At 63.9% G+C, this 24,999-nt stretch carries 22 protein-coding genes; 10 read left to right on the top strand and 12 right to left on the bottom strand.

The features are described from left to right. Positions 1 to 16: 16 nt before the first annotated feature. On the top strand, positions 17 to 409 hold the full coding sequence (locus IV454_RS14335; RefSeq protein ID WP_206091985.1) for a VOC family protein: 393 nt from the start codon (positions 17 to 19) through the stop codon (positions 407 to 409). Here IV454_RS14335 and IV454_RS14330 read toward each other — a convergent pair. The 7 genes from IV454_RS14330 to xapA all read right to left on the bottom strand — a co-directional run bounded on the left by IV454_RS14330 (position 396) and on the right by xapA (position 9,245). Continuing rightward, positions 396 to 1,634 carry a nucleoside deaminase gene (locus tag IV454_RS14330; RefSeq protein ID WP_206091984.1) on the bottom strand — a complete coding sequence of 413 codons (1,239 nt, stop codon included), beginning with the start codon at positions 1,632 to 1,634 and terminating at the stop codon, positions 396 to 398. The two genes, IV454_RS14335 and IV454_RS14330, sit on opposite strands and share 14 nt — an antisense overlap. Before the next feature lie 3 nt (positions 1,635 to 1,637). Beyond that, positions 1,638 to 2,042, bottom strand: coding sequence for a cytidine deaminase (locus IV454_RS14325; protein ID WP_206091983.1), 405 nt, complete (start codon positions 2,040 to 2,042; stop codon positions 1,638 to 1,640). A gap of 171 nt (positions 2,043 to 2,213) precedes the next feature. Continuing rightward, on the bottom strand, positions 2,214 to 3,536 hold the full coding sequence (gene deoA / locus IV454_RS14320; protein WP_206091982.1) for a thymidine phosphorylase: 1,323 nt from the start codon (positions 3,534 to 3,536) through the stop codon (positions 2,214 to 2,216). 135 nt (positions 3,537 to 3,671) lie between these two features. Continuing rightward, a complete protein-coding gene (locus tag IV454_RS14315) occupies positions 3,672 to 6,050 on the bottom strand; it encodes an aldehyde dehydrogenase family protein (protein WP_370663781.1) in 2,379 nt (792 codons plus the stop codon). A 17-nt stretch (positions 6,051 to 6,067) separates the two neighbouring features. Beyond that, positions 6,068 to 7,024 carry a deoxyribose-phosphate aldolase gene (gene deoC, locus IV454_RS14310; protein ID WP_206091981.1) on the bottom strand — a complete coding sequence of 319 codons (957 nt, stop codon included), beginning with the start codon at positions 7,022 to 7,024 and terminating at the stop codon, positions 6,068 to 6,070. Continuing rightward, positions 7,021 to 8,214: a phosphopentomutase gene (locus IV454_RS14305; protein WP_206091980.1), complete on the bottom strand. Its 1,194-nt coding sequence runs from the start codon at positions 8,212 to 8,214 to the stop codon at positions 7,021 to 7,023. Before IV454_RS14305 ends, deoC begins: the two co-directional genes overlap by 4 nt. A gap of 188 nt (positions 8,215 to 8,402) precedes the next feature. Continuing rightward, positions 8,403 to 9,245 carry a xanthosine phosphorylase gene (xapA, locus tag IV454_RS14300; RefSeq protein WP_054266513.1) on the bottom strand — a complete coding sequence of 281 codons (843 nt, stop codon included), beginning with the start codon at positions 9,243 to 9,245 and terminating at the stop codon, positions 8,403 to 8,405. Between the two features lie 286 nt (positions 9,246 to 9,531). Here xapA and IV454_RS14295 point away from each other — a divergent pair, with 286 nt between their 5' ends. Genes IV454_RS14295 through IV454_RS14285 form a run of 3 tightly spaced genes read left to right on the top strand, consistent with a single transcriptional unit; the run spans position 9,532 to position 12,530 of the window. Continuing rightward, entirely contained in the window at positions 9,532 to 10,677 is a 1,146-nt protein-coding gene (locus IV454_RS14295) for a carbohydrate kinase (protein ID WP_206091979.1), read from the top strand. Between the two features lie 2 nt (positions 10,678 to 10,679). Next, a complete protein-coding gene (locus IV454_RS14290; RefSeq protein ID WP_206091978.1) occupies positions 10,680 to 11,609 on the top strand; it encodes a pseudouridine-5'-phosphate glycosidase in 930 nt (309 codons plus the stop codon). Positions 11,610 to 11,627: 18 nt separating this feature from the next. Continuing rightward, entirely contained in the window at positions 11,628 to 12,530 is a 903-nt protein-coding gene (locus tag IV454_RS14285; protein ID WP_054266510.1) for a LysR family transcriptional regulator, read from the top strand. A 26-nt stretch (positions 12,531 to 12,556) separates the two neighbouring features. On the opposite strand, the gene IV454_RS14280 is transcribed toward IV454_RS14285, so the two are convergent. From IV454_RS14280 to IV454_RS14260, 5 genes are all read right to left on the bottom strand, one after another. Next, the gene (locus IV454_RS14280; RefSeq protein ID WP_206091977.1) at positions 12,557 to 12,844 is read right to left on the bottom strand and encodes a DUF1330 domain-containing protein; all 288 of its coding nucleotides are present in this window, start codon (positions 12,842 to 12,844) and stop codon (positions 12,557 to 12,559) included. Between the two features lie 164 nt (positions 12,845 to 13,008). Then, positions 13,009 to 13,653 carry a pyroglutamyl-peptidase I gene (gene pcp, locus IV454_RS14275; RefSeq protein ID WP_206091976.1) on the bottom strand — a complete coding sequence of 215 codons (645 nt, stop codon included), beginning with the start codon at positions 13,651 to 13,653 and terminating at the stop codon, positions 13,009 to 13,011. Further along, on the bottom strand, positions 13,650 to 14,609 hold the full coding sequence (locus IV454_RS14270) for a DUF979 domain-containing protein (protein WP_206091975.1): 960 nt from the start codon (positions 14,607 to 14,609) through the stop codon (positions 13,650 to 13,652). The genes pcp and IV454_RS14270 overlap by 4 nt, the downstream gene beginning before the upstream one ends. Then, on the bottom strand, positions 14,606 to 15,298 hold the full coding sequence (locus IV454_RS14265) for a DUF969 domain-containing protein (RefSeq protein ID WP_206091974.1): 693 nt from the start codon (positions 15,296 to 15,298) through the stop codon (positions 14,606 to 14,608). The genes IV454_RS14270 and IV454_RS14265 overlap by 4 nt, the downstream gene beginning before the upstream one ends. A 193-nt stretch (positions 15,299 to 15,491) precedes the next feature. Next, positions 15,492 to 17,783 carry a TonB-dependent receptor gene (locus tag IV454_RS14260; RefSeq protein WP_054266505.1) on the bottom strand — a complete coding sequence of 764 codons (2,292 nt, stop codon included), beginning with the start codon at positions 17,781 to 17,783 and terminating at the stop codon, positions 15,492 to 15,494. A 477-nt stretch (positions 17,784 to 18,260) separates the two neighbouring features. On the opposite strand from IV454_RS14260, the gene tal reads away from it, so the two are divergent. The 6 genes from tal to IV454_RS14230 all read left to right on the top strand — a co-directional run bounded on the left by tal (position 18,261) and on the right by IV454_RS14230 (position 24,986). Then, positions 18,261 to 19,340, top strand: a complete 1,080-nt coding sequence (gene tal, locus IV454_RS14255) for a transaldolase (protein ID WP_206091973.1) — start codon at positions 18,261 to 18,263, stop codon at positions 19,338 to 19,340. 79 nt (positions 19,341 to 19,419) lie between these two features. Then, a complete protein-coding gene (locus tag IV454_RS14250) occupies positions 19,420 to 20,415 on the top strand; it encodes a BMP family lipoprotein (RefSeq protein WP_206091972.1) in 996 nt (331 codons plus the stop codon). Positions 20,416 to 20,510: 95 nt separating this feature from the next. Further along, complete coding sequence (locus IV454_RS14245; RefSeq protein ID WP_206091971.1) at positions 20,511 to 22,040, top strand: ABC transporter ATP-binding protein; 1,530 nt, start codon at positions 20,511 to 20,513, stop codon at positions 22,038 to 22,040. Beyond that, a complete protein-coding gene (locus IV454_RS14240; protein ID WP_054266501.1) occupies positions 22,037 to 23,119 on the top strand; it encodes an ABC transporter permease in 1,083 nt (360 codons plus the stop codon). Before IV454_RS14245 ends, IV454_RS14240 begins: the two co-directional genes overlap by 4 nt. A gap of 3 nt (positions 23,120 to 23,122) precedes the next feature. Next, positions 23,123 to 24,091: an ABC transporter permease gene (locus IV454_RS14235; protein WP_206091970.1), complete on the top strand. Its 969-nt coding sequence runs from the start codon at positions 23,123 to 23,125 to the stop codon at positions 24,089 to 24,091. Beyond that, entirely contained in the window at positions 24,063 to 24,986 is a 924-nt protein-coding gene (locus IV454_RS14230; RefSeq protein ID WP_229522240.1) for an alpha/beta hydrolase, read from the top strand. The genes IV454_RS14235 and IV454_RS14230 overlap by 29 nt, the downstream gene beginning before the upstream one ends. Positions 24,987 to 24,999 lie beyond the last annotated feature (13 nt).

The raw sequence follows: 24,999 nt of genomic DNA, 5'->3' as shown, positions 1-24,999 counted from the left end.
CATCGAGGAGCACACCATGTCACGTGCAGTCCACTTCGAAATCCAGGCATCGGACCCGCCGGCGATGATCGACTTTTACCATGGCCTGTTCGGCTGGACCTTCAACAAATGGGAGGGTGGCGACTACTGGATGGTGCACACCGGGCCGGAAGACCAGCCGGGCATCAACGGCGGCCTGCTGCCGCGCCGCGGCCCGCTGCCCGAGAGCCAAGCCGCCGTCAACGCCTTCGTCATCACCGTGGACGTGGAGGATCTTGACGCCTCGCTGGCGAAAGCCGCATCGGGCCACGTGCACGGCGTGGTGTGCGTGCCCAAGATGGCGGTGCCGGGCATCGGCTGGCTGGCCTACGTCAAGGACCCGGACGGCAATATCTTCGGGATGATGCAGGCCGATATCACGGCTGCATGAGGGGCGCGGTTTCGGCCAGCGCCGCCACCAGCGCCGGGTCGGCCACCTGCACCGGGCGGATGCGGATGATGTCGCGGTACAGCGGCGGCATGTGCGCGCAAATGGCATCGAGCTGCGAATCGGGCAAGGATGCGCTCACGTACTGGAACTGGGCCGGGTTATCCGGCGGCAGCGGCCCTTCCATGGTCGAACCGTAGGCACCCAGGTTCATGAAACTCTGGGCGCTCGTGTCGGGCCCGCGCGCGAAAACGAAGGTGCCTTCTTTCGGATGGGCGAGGTACTGGCGCACCACGGCCTGCGCCTGCGCGTCCAGGCCCTGCATCAGGGTGTAGCGCAGCTGCGCGTACTGGCGCGTGCATTCCATGAACGCGGTGCAGATTGCGGACAGCGCGCGCCGACCCGGTGAGCACAGCAGCAGGTTGCCGAAGGAATCGAGCAAGGCGACCGCATCGCCCTCCCCGCCCTGCTGGCGGTCGCGCGCGATGGCCTCAAGCAGGTAGGGCGCCAGGCCCGCATCCGGCAGGTAGCGCGCGCAGCGGTAGGCCAGCGCGTGCGGGTACAGGGTCTTGAGCCGGCGCACCAAGGGATGGTCCGGCGCCAGTTGGGCGGGGTCTTTCAACTGCGCGCGCGGCAGGTCGCTATTGAGCAGAACCTGCACCTTTTCCGATGTGGCCTCGAACACCAGTGAGCAAAGCGCCTGCGTCGCTTCGGCGATGGTTTTCCCGATGAAGAACGACTTCGGCGCGGCGCCGGCGCTCGCGCGCGCGAACGTCGAAGCACCTTTTACGGCAGGGTAGAAAAAACTTGCGCCGGCCCGGCTGCGCAAGCCCTCAGGCAGGCACGCGAACGTAAAACTGGCGTCGTGGTTGATGCCGGCATTGGCGTCGCGCGCGGCGACCACCACGTTAAAGCCCGCCGACAGGATCGCGCCGGTGCACATGGCGCAGGGGTCGAGCGAAGTGACGAGGGTGATTTCCTCGGGCGCAGGCAAGGCACGCCCTTTGGCGCGTTCGGCAAAATACCAGTCGATCAGCTGACGCTCGCCGTGCGCGGTCGGATCGAAAATCAGGCCATCGCGCACCACGTTGTTTTGCAGGGATTTGAGCACATTGCCATGCTGGTCGAGCAGCACGCCGCCGACCCCGAAGGTTCCCTGGGTCTTGGCGGCGATGGCCTCGTTGGCCGCGAGGGCTACCGCGGCCTGTACATCGATGGTTTTTTTCAAAGCTTACTTCTTCAGGTCCCGGCCGCCGAACGCGTTCGGAAGCTGGGCGCCCGCCGTCGTTTCGAGAATGTCGCCATTCAGGTTGGTCAGCACGATGGGCAGGTCGTTACCGCCCAGTTCCAGGATCACCTGGCGGCAGGCACCGCACGGGGCGATGGGGCCATCGGTCTGGCCGATGACGGCCAGCGCGGTGAAGTCGCCGGGCTTGTAACCGTGAGCGACCGCGCTGAAGAAGGCGGTGCGCTCGGCGCAATTGCACAAGCCGTAGGAGGCGTTTTCGACGTTACAGCCACGGAAAATGCGGCCGTCCTTGCATTCGAGGGCGGCACCGACCTGGAAGTTCGAGTAAGGGGTGTAGGCCAGCAGGCGTGCTGCGGTGGCTTCGGTGATGAGCTTTTCGTATTTCATGGGTAGTCCTCTTAATGCCCCGCACCTTAAAAACCGTCGTCCCCGCGCATGGCTAGGCGCCCCCGCGGTGACCCAAGTTCGTTCCGGAGCCGGTAGTTACAGAACGAACTTGGATCACCGCGGGGGCGCCTAGCCATGCCCGGGAACGACGGGGTTAGCGCAGTAATACATTTATGGGCGGATCGTCCGGTAGATGATCGGATTCGCAGCCGGCTTGGTGTCGCCAACCTTGTACGCAGCCTGCACCTCACGCACCGCCTGTTCGGCCGCAGCCTGCGTGCGCGCGTGCACCATCGCCAGCGGCTGGCCAACCGCAATCGCGTCGCCCAACTCCACCAGCCCGGTCAAACCAACCGCAAAATCAATCGCATCTTCCGGCCGGCGACGTCCGCCACCCAGGCTGACCACCGCGAGGCCAAGGCCACGGCAATCGGTCGCGGTCGCAAAACCCGCCTGCAGCGCCGGTACCGGCACGATGATCGGCGCCTTTTCCAGATACGCATCCGGACGCTCGACCAGATCGGCCGGGCCGCCCAGTGCCGCCACCATGCGCGAAAAGCGCTCGGCCGCTTCGCCGGAATCGAGCCCCGCCTGCAGCTTGGCGCGTGCTTCGGCTTCGTTGGCGGCCAGCTTGCCCAGCACCAGCATCTCGGCGCACAGCGCCATCGTCACTTCATGCAGGCGCGCAGGGCGCGAACGGCCGGTCAGGTAATCCATCGCCAAACGCACTTCCAGCGCGTTGCCGGCCACGGGACCCAAGGACTCGTTCATCTCGGTCAGCAGCGCCGACGTACGCGTCCCCGCGCCGTTGCCGACAGCGACAATGCTCTCGGCCAGTTCAACCGATTTGTCGTAACTCGGCATGAAGGCGCCGGTGCCGACCTTCACATCCATCACCAGCGCGTCCAGCCCGGCCGACAGCTTCTTCGACAGGATCGAGCCGGTGATCATGGCCACCGATTCCACCGTCGCGGTGGTGTCGCGGATGCTGTAGAAACGCTTGTCCGACGGCGCCAGTTGCGCGGTCTGGCCGATGATGGCCACGCCAACGTCCTTGACGACGGTGCGGAACAGTTCCGGATCGGGCACGGTGCAGTAGCCGGGAATCGAATCGAACTTGTCGAGCGTGCCACCGGTGTGGCCAAGGCCACGGCCGGAAATCATCGGCACGAAGCCGCCGCAGGCTGCAATCATCGGTCCGAGCATCAGGGACACCACGTCGCCCACGCCGCCGGTGGAGTGCTTGTCGACCACCGGGCCTGGCAGGTTCAGCGAACGCCATTCCATGACCTGGCCGGAATCGCGCATGGCCAGGGTGAAGGCCACTCTTTCGTCCATGTTCATGTCGTTGAAGAAGACGGCCATCGCGAGTGCCGCGATCTGGCCTTCGGTGACGCTGCCGTCGGTGATGCCGCGTACGAAGAACTGGATCTCTTCAGCCGAGAGAGCGCCGCCGTCGCGTTTTTTGCGGATGATTTCCTGATTTAAGAACATGTGCTGCCTTATAAATAGTTACATCGTCGTTCCCGCGAAGGCGGGAACCCAAGTTCGTCGATCAGCCCGTGCAGCGCAGAAAACTTGGATTGCCGTGGGGGCGCCTTAGCACCGCGCGGCAACGACAGGGGGTTATTAAACGCCGTACGGAATCCAGACATTCTTGACCTGGCTCGCGTGCGCCAGCACTGCGCGCCCGCCTGCCTGTTTCGTATCGTACCAGTCGCGTCCCTTGCCGCCGCCCACCCAGGTGCGCTTGAGCGATTCGGCCGACAGGCGTTCGACTTCGGCGCAGCCCTCGGCCGAACCGTCGTGGCGCCACACGGCGTCCACGTCCGAGTGCGATGCCAGGGTCTTGGCCAGTTCGTTGGCGCTGCCGGTGATGATGTTCAGCGCGCCGCCCGGCAGGTCCGAGGTGTCGAGCACCTGATACAGATCGGTTGCCGCCAGCGGATACGCTTCCGACGGCACCGCGATCACGCGGTTACCCAGCGCCAGCGCAGGCGCCACCAGCGAGATGAAGCCGAGCAGTGGTGACTCGTTCGGGCAGATGATGCCGATCACGCCAACCGGCTCGTTCAGCGCCACGGTGATGCCGTGCATCGGCGGCTGGTGCGCCAGGCCGTCGTACTTGTCGGCCCACGCCGCGTAGTAGAACAGGCGTTCGATCGACGCCTGCACTTCTTTTTCAGGGTTCTTGGCCCCGGTCATCGCAGCGATGCGTGCCGCGAATTCGTCGGCGCGGATCGCCAGGTTCTCCGCGATGTAGTACAGCACCTGCGCACGGTTGTGCGACGTCGCCTTGGCCCAGCCGGACGCCTTGTGCGCCGCTTCCACGGCATTGCGGATGTCCTTGCGGCCGCCTTCGCCGACGTCGCCGACAAACGCGCCATTGGCGCCGGTGATCGCGCGGGTGTAGGCGCCGTCGGGGCGGGCCTGTTTTCCGCCGATGTACATCTTGGCGGTGCGGTCGATGGCGAATGGACCCGGCGCTTCGGCCGGCTTGGCCTTGCCCTTCGATTCCACCAGCGGTACTGCCGGACGCGCATCTTCGGACAGCGCCGTCATGTACTCGTACATGCCTTCCTTGCCGCCTTCGCGACCGAAGCCGGACTCGCGGTAGCCGCCGAAGCCGCATGCGGCGTCGAACTGGTTGGCGGTGTTAATCCACACCACGCCAGCCTTGATCTGCGGCGCCACGTCGAGCGCGAGGCTGATCGACTCGGACCACACGCAGGCGGCCAGGCCATACACGGTGTTGTTCGCCAGCTGGACCGCTTCGACCGGGGTGCGGAAGCTCATCGCCACCAGCACCGGTCCGAAGATTTCGGTCTGGGCGATGCCGGCCGAGGTGGATGCGCCGGTAATCAGGGTTGGCGGGAACCACGAGCCGGTGGCCGGCAGTTCGCACACCGACTGGTAAATGGTGCAGCCTTCGGCGCGGGCCGCTTCGACCAGGCCTTCGATGCGCTGGCGCTGGATCGGATCGACCAGCGCGCCGATGTCCACCGATTTCTCGATCGGCGAACCGAGACGCAGCTTGTCCATGCGCGCGCGCAGCTTGGCGAGGAAGCGCTCTTCGATCGATTCCTGCACCAGCAGGCGCGAACCGGCGCAGCAGACCTGGCCCTGGTTGAACCAGATCGAATCGACCAGGCCTTCGACGGCGGCGTCCAGGTCGGCGTCTTCGAACACGATGAACGGCGACTTGCCGCCCAATTCGAGCGAGAGCTTCTTGCCGCTGCCGGCGGTCGCCTTGCGGATGATGCGGCCCACTTCGGTGGAACCGGTGAAAGCGATTTTATCGATGCCCGCATGGTTGACGATGGCCTCGCCCACGCGGCCATCGCCGGTGACGATGTTGACCACGCCGGCCGGCACCCCAGCCTGCTGGCAGATCTCGGCGAACAGCAGCGCGGACAGCGAGGTAAATTCGGCCGGCTTGAAAACGACCGTGTTACCGGCGGCCAGCGCCGGGGCGATTTTCCAGGCCAGCATCAGCAGCGGGAAATTCCAGGGAACGATTTGCCCCACCACGCCCACGGCGCGGTAGTCGGCGAATTCTTCCGACTGCAGTTGCGCCCAGCCGGCGTGATGGTAGAAGTGACGGCTTGCTAACGGCAGGTCGGCGTCGCGCGTTTCGCGGATCGTCTTGCCGTTGTCGAGCGTTTCGATGACCGCGAACAGGCGCGCATGCTTTTGCAGCAGGCGCGCGAGCGCGTACATCACGCGCGCGCGGCCATGGCCGCCCAGGGCCACCCAGCCCGGCTGGGCGCGGCGCGCCGCTTCCACTGCGCGGTCCACGTCGGCGCCACTGGCCTGGCTTACCTGCGCCAGTTCCTTGCCGTCGGCCGGATTGGTCGTGGCGAAGGTGTCGGCGGGTTCAAGCCAGGCGTTATCGATGAACAGGCCAAACCGGCGCTCATGCTGGTCCAGCCATGCTTGCGCTTCTTTGGTGCTCTCGGGTGCAGGGCCGTAGTCCATAGTTTGAAGAATCTCGTTGATTGTTGGCATGACGAATCCGTTGATGTTTATGGTTGCGCGTGGCGATGGTTGGCCGAGTAGTTCCCGGTGACGTAGTGTTCGAGCTGGCGCTCGATGTCGGTCAGCAGGCTCGATGCACCGATGCGAAACAGATGCGGCTCCAGCCACTCGCGTCCCAATTCTTCTTTCATCAGGGTCAGGTACTGCAGCGCGCCCTTGGCGGTCGCTACGCCGCCGGCCGGCTTGAAGCCGACCTGGAAGCCATACTGCTCATGGTATTCGCGAATCGTGCGCACCATCGTCAGGGCCACGGGAATGGTGGCATTGACGCCTTCCTTGCCGGTGGAGGTCTTGATGAAGTCGGAACCGGCCATCATGCACACCCACGAGGCCTTGGCCACGTTTTCGAGCGTGAGCAGGTCGCCGGTGGCGAGAATGGCCTTGACGTGCGCGTCGCCGCAAGCCTTGCGGTAGGCGACCATTTCGTCGTACAGCGCCTGCCAGTTACCCATCAGGACGTGCTGGCGCGTGATGACGATATCGATCTCGGTGGCGCCGGCGGCAACCGACAGTTCGATCTCGCGCACCTTGGTTTCCATGCTGGCCAGGCCCGCCGGGAATGCGGTCGATACCGCGGCGATCGGCAAGCGGCCCTGCAGAATCTTGGCCGCTGGCGTGATCATCTCGTGGTACACGCACACCGCGCCGGTGGTCAGGTTGGACACGCCCAGCGCTTCCATCAGGTCGGTGCGCAGCGGGCGCAGGGCCTTCATGCACAGGCGCTCGACCCTGCCCGGCGTATCGTCGCCGCCGAGGGTGGTCAGGTCGATGCATTGCAGGGCCTTGATCAGCCACGCGGCCTGGTATTCTTTTTTGACGGTGCGGCGATTGGCCAGGCTGGCGGCGCGGCGGTCCGACGCGTTGCGGTTCACTTTGATCTGGTTGACCCAGCCGAGGTCGAGGCCAACCGCCTCGTTGCGTTTGAATGCGGGATTGTGAGTCATAGCAGAGCGGTTCCGTTGGAAAGTGGTTTGACGCCGAGGTGCTTGGCCAAGGTGGCGCCGATGTCGGAGAAGGTGTTCGAGACCGGCAGCGCGCGCGGGGCGACACCCGGTCCGAAGAAGATCATCGGAATGTGCTCGCGCGTGTGGTCCGAGCCCGGCCAGCTTGGGTCGCAGCCATGGTCGGCGGTGATGACGACCAGGTCGCCCTCTTTCAGCTTGGCCATGAATTCCGGCAGGCGCGCGTCCATTTCGTGCAGCGCGTTCGAGTAGCCGGCCACGTCGCGGCGATGGCCGAACGCCTGGTCGAAGTCGACGAAGTTGACGAACGTGAGCGACTTGTCGCCCGCTTCGTCGGTCACTTTGAGCAGCGCGTCGAACAGGGCCATGTTGTCCACGCCCTTGACCACGCGCGAGATGCCCTGGGTCGCGAAAATGTCGCTGATCTTGCCAAGGCCGATGACTTCTCCGCCCTCGTTCTTCACGTGGTCGAGCAGGGTCGCGCTTGGGGGTGGAACGGCATAGTCGTGGCGGTTGCTGGTGCGGCGGTAGTTGCCGTTCTCGCCCAGGAACGGACGCGCGATCACGCGGCCGATGTTGTATGGCTTGACCAGTTCAAACGCGGCTTCGCACACGGCGTACAGGCGATCCAGACCGAAGTGTTCTTCGTGCGCGGCAATCTGCATCACCGAGTCGCCCGAGGTGTAGACGATGATTTTGCCGGTGGCGACATGTTCGTCGCCATGCTTGTTGATGATGTCGGTGCCGGACGCGTGGCAGTTGCCGAGGTAGCCGGCCACGCCGGTCAGTTCCTGAAGCTTGTCGGTCAGTTCGGCCGGGAACGATGGCACGGTGCGCGGGAAGTAGCCCCAGTCGAATTCGACCGGCACGCCGGCGATTTCCCAGTGTCCGCTTTGGGTGTCCTTGCCGGTGGAGCGCTCGCGCGCTGCGCCGTAGGCGCCGGTGAAGCCGTCGCGCTGGTTGAAGCCCCGGGCCCATTCGCCGCTGGCCAGATGGGCTGCGGCGGCGAGGCCGAGGCGTTCGAGATTGGGCAGCTGCATCGGCTTGCCTTGTTCGGCAGCCCAGCTGGCGATGTGGCCGAAGGTGTTGGCGCCGACGTCGCCGAATTTGTCGGCGTCAGGGGTGGCGCCGAGGCCGAAGGAATCAAGCAGAAGGATAAATGCGCGTGACATGGGATCGCTCGCTTTACAAAGGTTCAGATACGGTGAAAGACCACCGTCGCCCCCGCGCAGGCGGGGGTCCAAGTTGGTTCCACAGCCCGAGACTGTGCGGAGAACTTGGGCCCCCGCCTGCGCGGGGGCGACGGTTTTGAGGTTAGCGGGTTCGCGTTAGAAGCATTGGCACAGCGTCGGTCTCCATATCAGGCAGCGGCGCGCGGTTGTGCGGCGACGCGCTCCAGGAATGCCGGAATCAGCGCCACCAGATCCTTGGCGCCAATCGCGGCGTACTTCAGGGTCTGCTCGTGCGACAGCGGGAACGGCGACATGCCTTCCGCCAGATTCGTAATCACGGACACGCCAACCACCTTCAAACCGCAGTGGCGCGCCGACACCACTTCCGGCACCACCGACATACCCACCACGTCGGCGCCCAGCTTGGCCATCATGCGGATTTCGGCGGCGGTCTCGAAGTTCGGACCCGGATACGCAATGAACACGCCTTCATGCAAGGTGATGCCCTTGGCGGCGGCGGTTTCCTTGACCACGTTGCGGATGTCGCTGTCGTAGGCATTGGCCATGCTGAAAAAGCGCGGGCCGAAACGGTCGTCGTTCGGGCCGACCATCGGCGTGCCAGGCAGCCAGTTGATATGGTCGGTCAGGGCCACCAGGCTGCCCGCATCGACTTCGGTGCGCAGCGAACCGGCGGCATTGGTCACGAACAGCATCTCGCAACCGAGCAGCTTCATGGTGCGCACGGCGCTGGTCATCACGCCCATGCCGTAACCTTCGTAGAAGTGGCCGCGGCCCTTCATGCACACCACGTTCACGCCCGCCAGGGTGCCCAGTACCAGTTCGCCGGCGTGACCATGCACGGTGCTGATCGGGAAACCAGGCAGCTCGTCGAATCCGATCGAGACCGCGTCAGTCATCTGCTCGGCCAGCACGCCAAGGCCCGAACCCAAAATCATCGCCACGCGCGGCTCGAAACCAGGTTTGCGGGCGCGGATGATATCGGCGGCTTCGAAGGGGGTATTGTTCGACATGAGGATTCCTTATCTGTTCGGGGAGGGCGCTGCCACGCGACGCAAAGGATGCAGGCGGCGTGGAGAATGGGTTCGCTAACTATTATAACTATGCATGATCGGGGATATGTATGGCAAATACCATTTTTCTTCCTCATTTATACGCGTAACGTATAAATACGCGCTAGAATCGGTTGGAACCCGGTCGCCGATCAGGCACACTATAGGAGAGCGGGACACAATCATTGATTGACAGCATTAAGACAATTGTCTACTATCAAAAACAATTGTTTAATGATTGCTTATTGTGACCGAACTCTCCAAAAAAGCCCAGTTGTACGAACTGATCCGCGCCAATCCCTTCATCTCGCAGCAGGATCTGGCGGCGGTGCTGGGCTTGTCGCGTTCCGCCGTGGCCGGCTATATCGCGGGCCTGATCCGCGACCGGCGCCTGCTCGGGCGCGCCTACGTGCTGCCCGATAACCGGCCCATCGTCTGCCTCGGCGCGGCCAACCTCGATCGCAAGCTGCGCTCCCTCGCCACCCTGAAAATGGGCACCTCCAATCCGGCACGCCAGGACGAATCGTTCGGTGGCGTGGCCCGCAATATCGCCGAAAACCTGGCGCGCCTGTCGGCGCCGGTGGCGCTGATCACGGCCATCGGCGACGATTCGTCCGGCAAGACCTTGCTGGCGCATGCCGAAGCGCTTGGCATCGATACCCGCGCCACCCTGCACCTGACGGGCGTATGCAGCGGCACCTACACCGCGGTGCTCGACGACCATGGCGAGATGATGCTCGCGCTGGCCGACATGGCCCTGTACGATTCGCTCACGCCAGCTTTTCTGGCGACGCGCCAGCCGCAGCGCGCGGCCGGCGCCCTGACCGTGGCAGATCTGAACCTGCCGCGCGACACCCTGCGCACCCTGCTCGACGACGCCGCGCGCGATTCGGTGCCGCTGGTGCTGGTGGCGGTATCGCAGCCGAAGATGGCGAACCTGCCGGACGACCTGCACGGCCTGCGCCTGCTCATCCTGAACCAGGGCGAACTCGAAACGCGCATCGGCGCGCCGCTCAAGACCGACGCCGACTTCCTGGCGGCCTGCCGCGGCTTGCAGGCGCAGGGCGCGCGCGACGTCATCGTCACGCGCGGCGCCACCGGCGTGATTTACACCACCAGCGACGGCATCGAGCACCTGGACGCGCCACCGGCAAAGATCGTCGACGTCACCGGTGCGGGCGACGCTTTTGCCGCTGCGGTATGCTGGTCCCTGTTCCAGGGCAGCGACGACATGACACTGGCCTGTCGCCGCGGCCTGCAGCTGTCCGTCATGACCTTAGCCAGCGAAGAAACCGTATGCCCTCACCTGACGGCGGAAGTTCTCGCCGAGATTCCACATCCCGACGCCCTTCCCGGCGCCCAGCAGCCGTTCAACGCACTTTACCAGGACTGATCATGCACCAATACCTCTTGTTCTCGCCCGAAGTCGCCGCAGCCCGTTCCGCCGGCAAGCCGATCGTCGCCCTGGAGTCGACCATCATCTCGCACGGCATGCCGTATCCGCAAAACGTCACGATGGCGCAGGAAGTCGAGCACGTGATCCGCGCCGCCGGCGCCGTGCCGGCCACGATCGCCATCATCGAAGGAAAAATCTGCGTCGGCCTGGTGGCCGAGCAGCTCGAACTGCTGGCCGCGTCGCCGGACGCGATGAAAGTGTCGCGCCGCGACCTGGCATACGTGCTCTCGCAAGGCCGCCTGGGCGCCACCACCGTGGCCGCCACCATGATTTGCGCGCAGATGGCCGGCATCCATGTGTTCGTCACCGGCGGCATTGGCGGCGTGCACCGCGGCGCCGAGACCAGCTTCGACATCTCGGCCGACCTGCAGGAACTGGCCCGCACCAACGTGGCGGTGGTATGCGCCGGCGTCAAGTCGATCCTCGACATCGGCCTCACGCTCGAATACCTGGAAACCCATGGCGTGCCGGTGATCAGCGTCGGCCAGCCAGCCTTCCCGGCCTTCTTCACGCGCGACAGCGGCTTCAAGGCCGACTTCCAGCTCGACTCCGCCCTGGAGCAGGCGGCCTTCATCCAAACCAAATGGCAGCTGGGCCTCGATGGCGGCATCGTCGTCAGCAATCCGGTGCCGGAAGCGTTTGCGATGCAAAAGGAAGAAATCGACGGCATCACCGAACAGGCATTGCAGGAAGCGCGCGACGGCGGCGTGACGGGCAAGCTGGTCACCCCGTTCCTGCTGGCCCGCATCAAGACCCTGACCGAAGGACGCAGCCTGATGACCAATATCGCACTGGTCAAGCACAACGCACAGGTAGGCGCCGAACTGGCCGTGGCCATGCGCAACCTGCCAGGCCTGCAGCCGATCTAACGCCATCCACATATCCACATGTCCATCGACCTGAAACAGCTCAAGTACTTCCTCGCGGTGGCTGAAGAGAAGAGCTTCAGCCGCGCCGCCGAGCGGCTGCACATTTCGCAGCCGCCTTTGAGCCAGCAGATCATGAAGCTCGAGAGCGAGTTGGGCGTGCGTCTGTTCGCGCGCACCACCCGCACCTTCGAGCTGACCGTGGCCGGCAAGGCGCTGATGGGGGAAGCATCGGACCTGCTGGCCAGGATGCGCATGACGATCGACACCATCCGCCAGATCGACCGCGGTGAAGTCGGCCGCCTGCGGGTGGGCATTGTCGGTTCGGCCATGTGGGGGCCGATTCCCAGCCTGCTCGAAGAATTCCAGACCAAGTTCCCGAGGGTGACCTGGACCTTGCACGAATCGGGCCCGAACGTGCAGTACGAGGCGCTGCGCGCGAAACAGATCGACGTGGGTTTCTGGCGCGAGCCGAAACTCGATGAAGATGAGCTCAAACACGACAACCTGCGCCAGGAACTGTGCTTCCGCGAGAACGTGTGCGTGGCGGTCAACGAGCATCATCCGCTGGCCACGCAGCCGTGGATCGAGCTGACCGACATTGCGGACCAGCCGATGCTCACACTGGCGCTGGACAAGTCGGCCTTCCCGCGCTACCTGATCCAGTGCTGCATCAAGGCCGGTTTTCAGCCGACGATTTTCCAGGAAGCGTCCGAGCCGCAAACCCTGCTGGCGATGGTGGGCGCGGGCCTGGGCGTGGCCCTGATGCCGGAAACGACCAGCCGCATCGGCTGGCCCGGCGTGATCTTCTTGCCGATCAAGACCAACCCGCCATCGGCCAATCTGTACATCACCTACACCACGCTCGACGATGCGCCGGTGGTGCGGGCATTCCTCAACATCCTGAACCCCGGCCCGATCTGAATGACGTTGCGCTGACCAGGCAGGCGTTACAAGCCGTCCACCAACATCAGATCGAAACTGGCGCCGCCCTGACGCAGCCGCCTGAGTGGCGCATGCTCAGGATCCTCGTTCCAGGCCAAAGCCTGTTGCGCAGTGGGGAATTCAATCATGACGACGGTCCCTGGCAGCAGGGACTGGCCTTCCAATCCTTGCGCCGCGGCCTTGGCCAGGACTTTGCCGCCATGCTTGTGTATCAGCGCGGGCATTTTCGCCCCATATTCCTGCTGCCATTGCGTCGTGTGTACCGTTAACGAACCGATTGCATATGCGGCCATGGTGAAACTCCTCCTGCGGACAGCGACGAACCCACGCCGGCCACCGTGGCCGCCATGCTCGACATGCATTCATTATCGATAAAACCAGCCATGCCGGAAACGCCGCTGCGGTTCGCTCACTCCTAATCGGGAATTACGAATACGGGCGATCCGGGCGCACGATCTCAGGACAACATGCCGCCTGTGGCGCGCACATCGGCATCGGTACGCAGCGACACCTTGACCGCGGTGCGCAGCGCGCGTACCACCTCGCTCAGAGCCATGCTGGGCGCACCCGGATGGCACGCCGCCTGCTGGGGCAGATACGGAATGTGAATGAACCCGGCCCGCATCGGCATCCTTTCGGCCGCATGCATCAGGCGGTAAAACACATCGTTGCATACGAAGGTGCCGGCGCTTTGCGACACCGATGCCGGCAGGCCTTGCGCACGCAAGGCAGCGACGATGGCCTTGATCGGCAAGGTGGAAAAATAGGCGGCGGGGCCGCCCGCGACGATCGCTTCATCCACCGGCTGGTGCCGCGCATTGTCGGGAATCGGTGCATCATCCACGTTGATGGCGATCCGCTCCACTGAGATATCGACCCTGCCGCCAGCCTGGCCGACGGCGATCACCAGGTCCGGCTTCAATTCCTCCAGCGCGTCCCGCAACACTGTGCCCGCCAGGCCGAACACACAAGGAAGCTGGCGCACCACGACCGCAAAATCGTCCTCGCGCCAGCCGGCCAACTCGCTGACAGCCTCCCAGGCTGGGTTGACGCTCTCGTTGTTGAACGGCTCGAAACCGGTCAGCAGCACTGTTTTGTTCATTTCTGGCCCATCAAAAAATACAGCAGGAAGATATTCGCCACCAGCAGCGGCAGCGCGGTCGGTATCTGCGCCTTGATCACCGCGTGCTTGTCGGGCAGTTCGAGCAGCACCACCGGCACCACGTTGAAATTGGCGGCCATGGGCGTCATCAGGGTGCCGCAATAGGCGCTGAACATGCCGATGGCCGCCATCACCGCCGGGTTGGCGCCGTACCGGCCGATCAGGATCGGAATGCCGACGCCGCCCGCCATCACGGGAAAAGCAGCGAAGCCGTTGCCCATGATGATGGTAAACAGCGCCATGCCGACGCAGAACACCACCACCGCCACGAAGCGCGAATCCATGTTGATGTACGAGGTGGTGATGTGTGCAACCGCCTTGCCCACACCGGCTTCGGCGAACAGCAGCCCGAGGACCGCCAGCATGTGCGGCAGCACCACCGCCCAGCCCACCGCGTCGACCAGGCGTCGCCATTCGCGCATGCCCTGCAACGGCGTGGCGCGCGTCAGCCAGCAAGCCGCGCCCACCGCCAGCACCGAAGCGCAACCGAGGCTGACCAGGGTCAGGTGTCTGGTTTCGAGCAGCAGCAGGCCGCCGATATGGACGTCCTTGAGCAGGGTCGACCCGATCATGGTCACGACCGGAATGATCAGCGCGGGAATGAACAGCAGGTGCCCGAGGCGGCGCGCGCTCGACGTCTTTTCCTCAGGCGTGCGCACGCCGTATTTGCCCAAGGTGACGCCGCCGCAGCCGGCGATGAGGGCCATCACGATCATGATCACGCCCACGTACGCCGGCGGCAGGCGCTCGCCGGCCAGGTAGACGGCGGCGTACAGGGCCCAGAACAAGGCGCTCGCATAGCGGCGCGGATTGTCCTTGTCGCGCAGGGACATGACGGCGGAAGCGGCCAGCATGGCGCCCAGCGCCAGGTAAAAATAGTCGAGGAGGATGATCATTGGCCGGCTCCGTCGCGCGCGATCTCGGCGTCGAAGCGGTGCAAGCGCCACGCATGGATGATGAAGGCGGTGACCGCAGTGGGAAGGCCCCACAGCGCCATGTGCAGCGGGTTGACCAGGATGCCCTCGGCGGCGAGGATGGTTTGCATCAGGACGATGGCGCCGAAGGCGACAAAGACGTCCTCGCCGAAAAACAGGCCGACGTTATCGGTGGCGGCGGACATGGCGCGGATGCGGTAGCGCAGTTTGTCGCTGATGGTGCCGTTGCGCGCTTCGGCGGCCGCTTCGGCCATCGGCGCGACCAGCGGGCGTACCATCGACGGGTGGCCTCCAAGGCTGGTCAGGCCGAAGGCGGCGGAGATTTCGCGCACGAACAGGTAGACGATCAGCAGGCGGCCGGTGGTGGCAGATTTGATACTGGCGATGGTCGCTTGCGCGTGCTCCTTGAGGCCGAAGCGTTCGAGCAGGCCGATGGCCGCGAGCGGCAGCAGGAGGATCATCGGCAGGTTGCGTGTTTTGATGAAGGCGGTGCCGAGCGAGGCGAGCAAGGTTTCGACCGGCATCGACACGGCCAGGCCGGTGGCGCCGCAGGCCGCGACGACGACCAGCACCGGATGGACGCGCAGCACGAAGCCGACGATGATGACGGCGACGCCGATGAGCGGCCACAGGTTGACTGCTGATTGCATGTATTCTCCGGATGACCCGACGGCGGTGGATGTAGCGCCTTCAATGAAGGCCGTGGAATCTTACCCGATGTCCGTCCACAAAAGAAAACCCCGCACATCTTGCGACATGCGGGGCTTCGTGCGGCGCCACCGTCGTCGTTTCTGCCATTGGCAGAAACGACTTCCCGCGCTGGTGCGGAAACGACGCGGCTTGTTAGAACGTCGCCTTGAGCTGTACGCCCAGGCTGCGCGGCTCGTTGACCATGCCGGTCAGATTGTCGAAGTCGATCGCGCCGACCGACTGTACCTTGTCGGTGATATTGCGCGCGAAAGCCGCCACTTCGTACTTATCCCACTTGTAGCCGAAACGCAGGCCGCCTTCAACCAGCGACTTGGCTTTATATTCCTTCGCTTCGTACAGGAACATATTGTAGGTGCTGCGATACGCCCAGTCGGTGTACGCAAAGAATTCACCATCGGCTACAGGCACGCTGTAACGCAAGGTGAAGTTGCCCTGCCACTTAGGTGCGCGCGGCAGAGGGTTGCCGTTCAGCTTTTGCGTGTACGCGAAAGGACCCGCCACGCCGGTCGGCGTGCACCCGTTCACACCCTTGGTATTCGGCTCGTTGCCGCAGGTCTGGACGAACAGCTTGGAATCCTTGATCTCGGTGTCGTTGTAGCTGCCGCCCAGGGTCATGCGCAGCGCGTCCGACAGGTTGGCCTGGAAGTCCAGTTCCACGCCCCGGCCGGTCACGCGGTCGGCATTGATCAACTGGTTCATGTTGATCTGGCCCGAACCGGCGGTCAGCTGCTTGTCCTTGACGCGGTACTGGAATACGCTGGCCGACAGGCGCGCACGGCGATTGAACAGGTCTTGCTTGATACCGGCTTCGTACGACAGCGCCTTTTCTGCTTCGGCGAACGATGGACGGTCGGCCAGGCCGTTCAAACGACCCTGCATGCTCGGTGCCCGGTAGCCCGTGGCCACGCGCGCGAACAGGTTGGAATCGGGGGTGAGCGCGTAGGTGCCGGACATATCCCAGCTGACGTTTTTCGACTCGTTGCTGATCCCGAAAGGACCGGCGGTGGTCAACTCGACGCGCTTGGCCGCGAAATCCTTCTTGTCGTTGGTGTAGCGCAGGCCGGCACGCAGCTTGAACTTGTCGGTCACGGTGTAGTTCATCGAACCGAAAGCCGCCCACGATTTGGTGTGCTGGGTCTGGGTCGCGTAGAACGGGTTCTGCGGATTGCCCGGCGCCAGCGAGTCGAAGCTGATGCTGTCGATCTGGATGTCTTCGTTGAAGTAGAACAGGCCGGCGATCCACTGCAGCGGGCCGCTGTTGACCGATTCGGCGCGGAACTCCTGGGTGAACTGGCGGTGATTCGGCAGCACGTCCGCCGTCTCGACCACGAAGGGGATGAACGCGGCCTGGTTGGTGTAGCTCGGGCCCATCGGCGGCGCGTACACGGCGCCATAGCCGCCGTCGACGTCGGCGCGGCTATAGAAGTCGGCCGACTCGTAACCGGTGATCGAGTGCAAGGTGACGCCGGACAGGTCCAGACGCAGGCGCATGCTGGCGCCTTCGGTCGAGAGACGCTGTTCGTTCACGCCGTCGCTGTCGTAGCGGCCGTACTTGAAGCCGTCGACCAGCTCATTCGTGCCCTTTTTAAGGATATTGGCGCGGAACAGGGTGGCGCTGCCATCCATGTCGCGCGCGTGCACGTTGAACAGGGCGCTGAAGTTACTGGTCGGCTTGACCAGTACCTGCAGGCGCAGCGCGTCGTCGTGGTAACCCTCGAAATCCTTGGTGCCGTTGCCGGGACGGTTGTTATGTACGCGGTCGCCGCGGTTCTGCGACTGCGCCGACACGCGCGCGGCGACGGTGTCGCTGATCGGCAGGTTGACCGCGCCTTCGAAGTTCTTGCTGCGGTAGTTGCCGATGCCGACCGTGGCGTAGCCGTCGGTCTTGCCGATCTGCGGCTTGGCCGAGTCGAACTTGATCACGCCGGCCGGGGAGTTACGGCCGAACAGCGTGCCCTGTGGGCCGCGCAGCACTTCGACCTGGTCGACGTCAAAGACCGGGAAGCCTTTGAGCATCGGGCTTTCCTGCACGATGTCGTCGACCACCAGGCCGACCGGCTGCGATGCGTTCAGATCGAAGTCGGTATTGCCCTGGCCGCGGATGTAAAAGCGCGGGAATGAACGGCCATAGTCGGATTCGACGTTCAGGCTGGGCGAACGGCCCGACAGGAAGCGGATATCCTGGCCGCCGGCGGTGAGCACGTCGAGTTTTTCACCCTTGAGCGTGGTGATCGCCATCGGCACGTCCTTGATGTTCTCGGAACGGCGCTGCGCGGTCACGATGACGGTCTCCAGCTGGCCGGCTTGCGGCTTGGCTTCTTCGGCTGGCTTGTCCTGGGCCATCGCAACGTGCAGCGGAAAGGCGCTGGCGACTGCCAGGGCGATCAGCGAACGGGTGGCGAACTGCTTGCTTTTTATTGTCATTTAAGTAATTCCTTAGATCGATTAACCATCTCATGAATCCTGCCTTCCGGTTCGCATCGCGCTCTGGCGACAGGTACCGCCCGGACGCCTTGCAGCGCACAAAACAGTCTTCATCACCCCGCTGCGACTACGCTCCCGTCTGAATCTTGATAGTGCCTGGGCATCCTAGCATGAAAAGAATTGACCCGAAATCATGACAATTACGTTTTCATTTATATTTCGATCATATAAATGACGAAGCAAAATCGTATTTGCCATACATATTAACGGTGATGCATAGTTCTAAAGCTGTGCCTGTCTTATATGGCGCGGCGCAATATTACCTAGCCTTACGCACTCCCGGGCGTAGCGAACAATGGCGACGATACGGGCCGCGCGCACCGGGCCTGGACGAGCAAAGTTCAACACGTAAAGACGCGTGATTTTCGCCACATGAATTGTTGCAACAATACGACATAGCCCGCCAGGAAAGTTGCCATGAACCAAATTAGTGCATCCGCCAGCCGTCTCAAGGCCGTAGCCGCCCTGGGCCAGCAAATCTGGCTCGATAACCTCAGCCGCGAACTGATCGCCTCGGGCGAACTGGCGCGCTGGATCGCCGACGACGGCATCCAGGGCGTCACCTCGAACCCTTCCATCTTTTATAACGCGATCCGCAGCGATGCCGCCTACCAGGCCGCGCTGCCGGCTTTGCGCGCCGCCCACCCCGACCCGGAAGCGCGCTTCGAAGCGCTGGTCCTGCCCGACGTGCAGGCCGCGTGCGACCTGTTCGCGCCGCTGTACGCCGACAGCGACGGCCATGCGGGCTTTGTCAGCTTCGAGGTCTCGCCGCGCCTGGCGCACGATGCCGCCGGCACCGTGCTTGAAGCGCGCCGCCTGTGGGCCGCGATCGGCCGGCCGAACGCGATGATCAAGATTCCGGCCACCGAGGCAGGCATCGCCGCCGTTGAAGAAGTGATCTACGCCGGCATCAACGTTAACGTCACCCTGATTTTCAGCGCCACCCAACTGGCCGCCGTGCGCGCCGCGCACCGGCGTGGCCTGGCGCGCCGCCTGGAAGCGATGCTGTCGGTGCAGCGCATCGCCAGCGTGGCCAGCGTGTTTATCAGCAGGGTCGATGCTGCTGTCGACGCGCTGCTGCCGCAGGGCGCCGACGCCCTGCGCGGCAAGGCCGCCATCGCCGCCGCGCGCGTGGCCTATCACGACTTCCGCAACGACAGCGGCTTCGCCATCTTTGCCGCCTTCGGCGCCACCCCGCAATGGCTGCTGTGGGCCAGCACCGGCGTGAAAAATCCGGCCATGCGCGACGTCACCTATGTCGAAGAACTGATTGGCGAGGCCACCGTCAACACCGTCCCCGATGCGACCCTGGCGGCCTTCCGCGACCACGGCGAAGCGCGCCGGTCGCTGGAAGAAGACGTCGATGGCGCGCGCGCCGTATTGACGCAACTGGGCCGCCACGGCATCGGGCTCGATACAATTGGTAACGACCTCTTGCGCGCCGGCCTGACACAATTCGAGCAAGCACACGCCAATTTGCTGGCTTTGCTCGCTTAGTGTCGTTAAGCTTACGCATTCCTTTCGCCCCATCGCAGCCGGTGTGCCGGGTACAATATCGCTTTCCAGGAGTGAACTCATGAAATTTAAGCAACTTAGTATCACGATCGCGGCGCTCTGCGTCGCGGCGAGCGCCACGGCTGCCGACCCGAAACTGGGCATCGTGTACGACGCCGGCGGGAAGTTCGACAAATCGTTCAACCAGTCCGCGTTTGAAGGCGCCGAGCGCTTCAAAAAAGAGACCAACATCAAATACATCGAGGCGCAGGCCAGCAGCGATACCCAGGCCGAGCAAGTGCTGCGCGGCCTGGCGCGCAAAAAGCTCGACCTGATCGCCGCCGTCGGCTTCTCGCAGACCCAGGCCGTGCAGAAGGTCGCGCAGGAATTCCCCAACGTGCGCTTCGTGCTGATCGACGCCGTGGCCAAGGGCAGCAACATCAACTCGATCCTGTTCAAGGAAGAAGAAGGCTCCTACCTGGCCGGCGTGGCCGCCGCCATGGCATCGAAGTCGAAGAAAATCGGCTTTGTGGGCGGCATGGACATTCCGCTGATCCGCACCTTCGCCTGCGGCTATGTCCAGGGCGCGAAAGCGACCAATCCGAAAATCGAGACCATGCAGAACATGGTCGGCACCACCAGCGCGGCCTGGAACGATCCGGCCAAGGGCGGTGAGCTGGCGCGCGCGCAGTTCGACCGCGGCGTGGACGTGGTGTTCGCCGTAGCCGGCGGCAGCGGCATGGGTACCCTGCAGACGGCCAAGGAAAAAGGCAAGCTGGCCATCGGCGTCGACTCGAACCAGAACTATCTCCATCCGGGCACCATGCTGACCTCCATGGTCAAGCGGGTCGACGTGGCCATCTACGATTCGTTCATGCAGATGAAGAACGGCAGCTGGAAAGCCGGCGTGACCTACAAGGGCCTGAAAGAAGGCGGCGTCGATTGGGCGCTGGACAAGGATAACCGCGCGGTCGTCACGCCGGAAATCGAAAAACGGGTCAACGAAGCCAAGGCCGCCATCATCGGCGGCAAGATCAAGGTCGTCGACTATCGCGCCGGCAGCAGCTGCCCGGTCTGATTTTTCCCGCTTCTCAGAAAAGCGCGCCGCGCCGGTTTTGACTGGTCCGGCGCGCTTTTGAACTCATCTACCTTTACTACTCACCACTGACCGCTATGCAGCCAGCTGTAGAATTTCGCAATATCTGCAAAGCCTTCGGGGCCGTGCAGGCGAACGCCGACGTCAGCTTCTCCATCGCCAAGGGCTCGATCCATGGCGTGATCGGCGAGAACGGCGCCGGCAAGTCGACCCTCATGAGCATCCTGTACGGCTACTACAATGCCGACAGCGGGGCGCTGCTGATCGACGGCCAGGCCCAGGACATCCGCACCAGCCAACAGGCGATCGCCCTCGGCATCGGCATGGTGCACCAGCACTTCATGCTGGTCGAGAATTTCACGGTGCTCGACAACGTCATGCTCGGCACCGAGGGGGGCTTCAAGCTCGCCTCGCACCGCGCCGCGACGGAAGCGAAGCTGCGCGAGATCTGCACCCGCTACCGCCTCGACGTGGACCCGCTGGCGAAGATCGAAGACCTGTCGGTCGGCGCGCAGCAGCGCGTCGAGATCCTCAAGCAGATCTACCGCAGCGCCAACATCCTGATCCTGGACGAGCCGACCGCCGTGCTGACGGCGCAGGAAACCGCGTCGCTGTTCGAGATCCTGCGGCTGTTCAAGGAACAGGGCAAGACCATCGTCCTGATCACCCACAAGCTGGGCGAAATCATGGAGATCACCGACGAGGTGACCGTGATGCGCGCCGGACGCGTGGTGGGTGCGGTGCAAACCGCGACCACGTCGAAGGAAGAACTGGCCAACATGATGGTGGGCCGCCCGATCCAGGGCGAACTGCCGCGCGCGCCGTACAACCCCGGTGCCGCCGTGCTGGAAGTGAGCGGCCTGCAGTTGCAAGACGCCGCTGGGGTGCGCCTGCTGGCCGACATCGACTTCACCTTGCGCGCGGGCGAAATCGTGGCCATTGCCGGCGTGTCAGGCAACGGCCAGAGCGAATTGATGCAGATCCTGTCGGGCATGCGCCTGCCGAGCGGCGGCAAGGTCGCCTTGCTCGGCACCGAACTGCCCTACGCGAAACGCTCGGATGCCGACGGCTTGCCGGCGACGTTCCGCAAGCTGGGCATCGGCCATGTGCCGGAAGACCGCCTGCGCGATGGCGTGATCAAGGATTTTTCGGTCATGCAGAACACCGTGTTCGGCTACCAGGACCGGGTGTGCAACCGCTGGGGCCTGTTCGACTTCAAGGCCATCGCGGCGCGCTGCGGCGACCTGCTCAAGGCCTTCGACGTGCGTCCGGCCAATCCGGACCTGCGTATCGGCCTGCTCTCGGGTGGCAACCAGCAAAAGGTGGTGATCGCGCGCGAAGTGTCGGCCAAACCGAAGCTGATGCTGGTCGGCCAGCCGACGCGCGGGGTCGACATCGGCACCATCGAAAGCATTCACACGCAGCTGCTCAAGATGCGCGACGAAGGCGTGGCGATCCTGCTGGTATCGGTGGAACTGGAAGAGGTGCGGGCGCTGGCCGACCGCATCATCGTCATGTCCGGCGGACGCATCACCGGTGAACTCAAGATTGAAGAATTCGACACAACCCGCATCGGGCTGCTGATGGGCGGGATGCACAAAACATGAAAACGACCGAACTCCCACGCTGGGCAAGCGCGTTTGTCCTGCCTGTACTGAACCTGCTCTCGGCTTTGCTGGTGGCCGCACTGGTGATCCATCTGCTGGGCGAAAGCCCGACCGAATCGCTGCGCATCCTGATCGACAGCGCCGTCATCAATCCGGAGGGGCTGAGCTACACCTTGTTCTACGCCAGTACCTTCATCTTTACCGGCCTGTCGGTATCGATCGCCATGAAGGCCGGTCTGTTCAACATCGGCAGCGAAGGCCAGTTGTATGTCGGCGGCCTGGGCCTGACCGTGGTCATGCTCACGCTCGACCACTCGCTGCCCGCCTGGCTGCTGATTCCCGCCGCGATGCTGGGCAGCGCGGTGTTCGGCGCGGCCTGGGCATGGCTGCCCGGCTACCTTCAGGCCAAGCGCGGCAGCCATGTGGTGGTGACGACGATCATGTTCAACTTCATCGCCGCCAGCCTGATGAACTTCATCATCGTCAAGTACCTGATCCCGGAAGGCCAGCAAAATCCGGCCAGCCGCGTGTTCGCGGACGCCGGCGCCATGCCGCGCCTGAATACGTGGTTCCCGGTGCTAGGCGACACGCCGCTCAACGTCAGCTTCCTGCTCGCGATCGCCGCCCTGGCCGTTTATGGCGTGATGGTGTGGCGCTCGTCGTGGGGCTACAAACTGCGTGCCACGGGCCTCAATCAAAGCGCGGCGCATTACGCTGGTGTGTCGATCAGCCGCATGATCATCGTGGCGATGCTCATTTCGGGCGCGCTGGCCGGCTTGGGCGCGGTCAATTCGATCATGGGATCGACCCATTATCTGAGTCTGAATTTCCCGGCGGGAGCGGGTTTCGTGGGCATTGCGATTGCGCTGATGGGGCGTCAGCACCCGGTCGGCATCTTCCTGTCGAGCGTCTTGTTCGGTGCGCTGATCCAGGGCGGGTTCGACCTGTCGCTGGAAAAACCGAACATCCCGCAGGAGACGTTTGTCTTCATCCAGGGGCTGATCATTCTGTTCTGCGGCGCGATGGAAAATCTGTACGCGCCCGCTGTCCTGAAGCTGCTTAACATTCGCAAAGGATAAGCCATGTTCGAAGACCTCCATTTAGCCAGCATCGTGGTGTCCACGATCCGCAACGCGCCAGTGCTGATTTTTGCAGCGATGGCCGGCCTGTTCGCCGAACGCAGCGGCGTGGTCGACATTGCGCTGGAAGGCAAAATCCTCGCCAGCGCCTTCGTCTCGGCCGCTGTCGCCTTCACCACGCAGAACCCCTGGTACGGCGTGGCCGCCGGCGTGGCCGTATCGGCCGCACTGGCGCTGCTGCAGGGTTACGTGAGCATCACCCAGAAGGGCAACCAGCTGGTGGGCGGCATTGCGATCAACATCGCCATGAGCGGCCTGACGTTCGTGCTGGCCCAGTTCTTCTACCAGCAGGGCGGCCGCACGCCGGATCTGGGCCAGGCGCGCCTGTTCGACATCGTCTTGCCGGGCACTCAGGCGCTGGAAGGCATTCCCTTCATCGGCTGGTTCTACGGGCACGTGATCGGAGGCCATTCGGCGCTGGTGTACCTGGCGTTCGCGCTGATTCCGCTGGTGCACTGGGTGATCTACCACAGCCGCTTCGGCCTGCGCCTGCGCGCCTGCGGCGAGAACCCGCACGCGGCCGATGCCGCCGGCGTCAGTGTCGCTACCACGCGCTACATGGCGATGCTGGTGGCCGGTGTCCTGTGCTCATTCTCGGGGGCTTACCTGGCGATCGTGCAGAGTGGCTTCTTCCTGCGCGATATGTCGGCCGGGGCCGGCTACCTGGCGCTGACCGCGCTGGTGTTCGGTAACTGGCGGCCGATGTACACGGCGCTCGGCTGCATGATGTTCGGTTTTTTCAGCGCCGTGCAGATCCAGATCGAAGGCGTCGACTTGCCGGGCATCGGACGCATTCCGGGCTCGCTGATCCAGATGGTGCCGTATGTGGTGACCGTGATCGTGCTCGCTGGCCTGATGGCCAAGTCGGTGGCGCCGAAAGCGATTGGCAAGCCGTTCGTCAAATCGCGTTAATGTGGCCATAAGGCGCATGGCGAAGCGCGGCCTGATCGCCTTCGCCTGTCTGTTATTGCTGGGATTGGGCGCGCTGTTCGGCGCCGGCGAATATCTCAGTTCTCCCGCGCGGCGCCAGATCGGCGCCGCGCCGGCCGACTTCCCCGCTTCCTCCGTTACCATCAACACTGTCACCGGTCCCGTTATGGGCTGGATGGTGCGCGGCACGCCCGGCGCCGGTATGGTCTTGCTGCTGCACGGCGTGCGCGGCAACCGCTTGCATATGCTGGGACGCGCGCGATTCTTGTCGCGCCTTGGATATGGCGTGCTGCTGATCGACCAGCAGGCGCACGGCGAAAGCGCGGGTGAGCGCATCAGCTTTGGCGTGCGCGAGGCCGACGGCGTGCGTGCCGCGCTGGCTTACCTCAGGCGCGAACAGCCCGGTGAACGGATCGGCGTGATCGGCATGTCGCTTGGCGCCGCCGCGCTGGTGCTGTCGAAACCCGGACGCGGAATCGATGCGCTGGTGATCGAGGCGATGTATCCGACGATTGAGGAAGCGATCGAGAATCGACTGCGACTACATCTCGGCAGCGCGGGCGGTGCGCTGGCACCGCTGCTGCTATGGCAGGTGCCGCCGCGGCTGGACCTGACCTTGGACCAACTGCGGCCGATCGACGCTGTGGGGGCGCTGGCCTGCCCTACCCTGGTGGTAGGCGGCGAGAAGGACGAGCACACCAGCGAAGCCGAAACGCGCCGCATCTATGCCGCCGCGCCCGAACCGAAGCAGCTGTGGATCGTGGCTGGGGCGGCGCATACCGACTTTCATGGCGTGGCGACGGGCGAGTATGAAATGCGAATCGGTCAATTTATGTTGGAGCATCTCCACGCATCACGTAATTCAGCTATGCAGTAAGGGCGTTAGTGGC

This window comes from Massilia antarctica, from assembly GCF_015689335.1.
Classification (GTDB): Bacteria; Pseudomonadota; Gammaproteobacteria; order Burkholderiales; family Burkholderiaceae_D; genus Telluria_A; species Telluria_A antarctica.
The sequence above is the reverse complement of the archived record's forward strand: the minus strand, read 5'-3'. Positions and strand labels throughout refer to the sequence as shown.

Bases quoted from the DNA above. Each gene is read 5' to 3' on its own strand.
- IV454_RS14335 (WP_206091985.1), top strand. From the start codon at position 17: ATGTCACGTGCAGTCCACTTCGAAATCCAGGCATCGGACCCGCCGGCG.
- IV454_RS14325 (WP_206091983.1), bottom strand. From the start codon at position 2,042: ATGAAATACGAAAAGCTCATCACCGAAGCCACCGCAGCACGCCTGCTG.
- deoA (WP_206091982.1), bottom strand. From the start codon at position 3,536: ATGTTCTTAAATCAGGAAATCATCCGCAAAAAACGCGACGGCGGCGCT.
- IV454_RS14315 (WP_370663781.1), bottom strand. From the start codon at position 6,050: ATGCCAACAATCAACGAGATTCTTCAAACTATGGACTACGGCCCTGCA.
- deoC (WP_206091981.1), bottom strand. From the start codon at position 7,024: ATGACTCACAATCCCGCATTCAAACGCAACGAGGCGGTTGGCCTCGAC.
- IV454_RS14305 (WP_206091980.1), bottom strand. From the start codon at position 8,214: ATGTCACGCGCATTTATCCTTCTGCTTGATTCCTTCGGCCTCGGCGCC.
- xapA (WP_054266513.1), bottom strand. From the start codon at position 9,245: ATGTCGAACAATACCCCCTTCGAAGCCGCCGATATCATCCGCGCCCGC.
- IV454_RS14290 (WP_206091978.1), top strand. From the start codon at position 10,680: ATGCACCAATACCTCTTGTTCTCGCCCGAAGTCGCCGCAGCCCGTTCC.
- IV454_RS14285 (WP_054266510.1), top strand. From the start codon at position 11,628: ATGTCCATCGACCTGAAACAGCTCAAGTACTTCCTCGCGGTGGCTGAA.
- IV454_RS14280 (WP_206091977.1), bottom strand. From the start codon at position 12,844: ATGGCCGCATATGCAATCGGTTCGTTAACGGTACACACGACGCAATGG.
- pcp (WP_206091976.1), bottom strand. From the start codon at position 13,653: ATGAACAAAACAGTGCTGCTGACCGGTTTCGAGCCGTTCAACAACGAG.
- IV454_RS14270 (WP_206091975.1), bottom strand. From the start codon at position 14,609: ATGATCATCCTCCTCGACTATTTTTACCTGGCGCTGGGCGCCATGCTG.
- IV454_RS14265 (WP_206091974.1), bottom strand. From the start codon at position 15,298: ATGCAATCAGCAGTCAACCTGTGGCCGCTCATCGGCGTCGCCGTCATC.
- IV454_RS14260 (WP_054266505.1), bottom strand. From the start codon at position 17,783: ATGACAATAAAAAGCAAGCAGTTCGCCACCCGTTCGCTGATCGCCCTG.
- tal (WP_206091973.1), top strand. From the start codon at position 18,261: ATGAACCAAATTAGTGCATCCGCCAGCCGTCTCAAGGCCGTAGCCGCC.
- IV454_RS14250 (WP_206091972.1), top strand. From the start codon at position 19,420: ATGAAATTTAAGCAACTTAGTATCACGATCGCGGCGCTCTGCGTCGCG.
- IV454_RS14245 (WP_206091971.1), top strand. From the start codon at position 20,511: ATGCAGCCAGCTGTAGAATTTCGCAATATCTGCAAAGCCTTCGGGGCC.
- IV454_RS14240 (WP_054266501.1), top strand. From the start codon at position 22,037: ATGAAAACGACCGAACTCCCACGCTGGGCAAGCGCGTTTGTCCTGCCT.
- IV454_RS14235 (WP_206091970.1), top strand. From the start codon at position 23,123: ATGTTCGAAGACCTCCATTTAGCCAGCATCGTGGTGTCCACGATCCGC.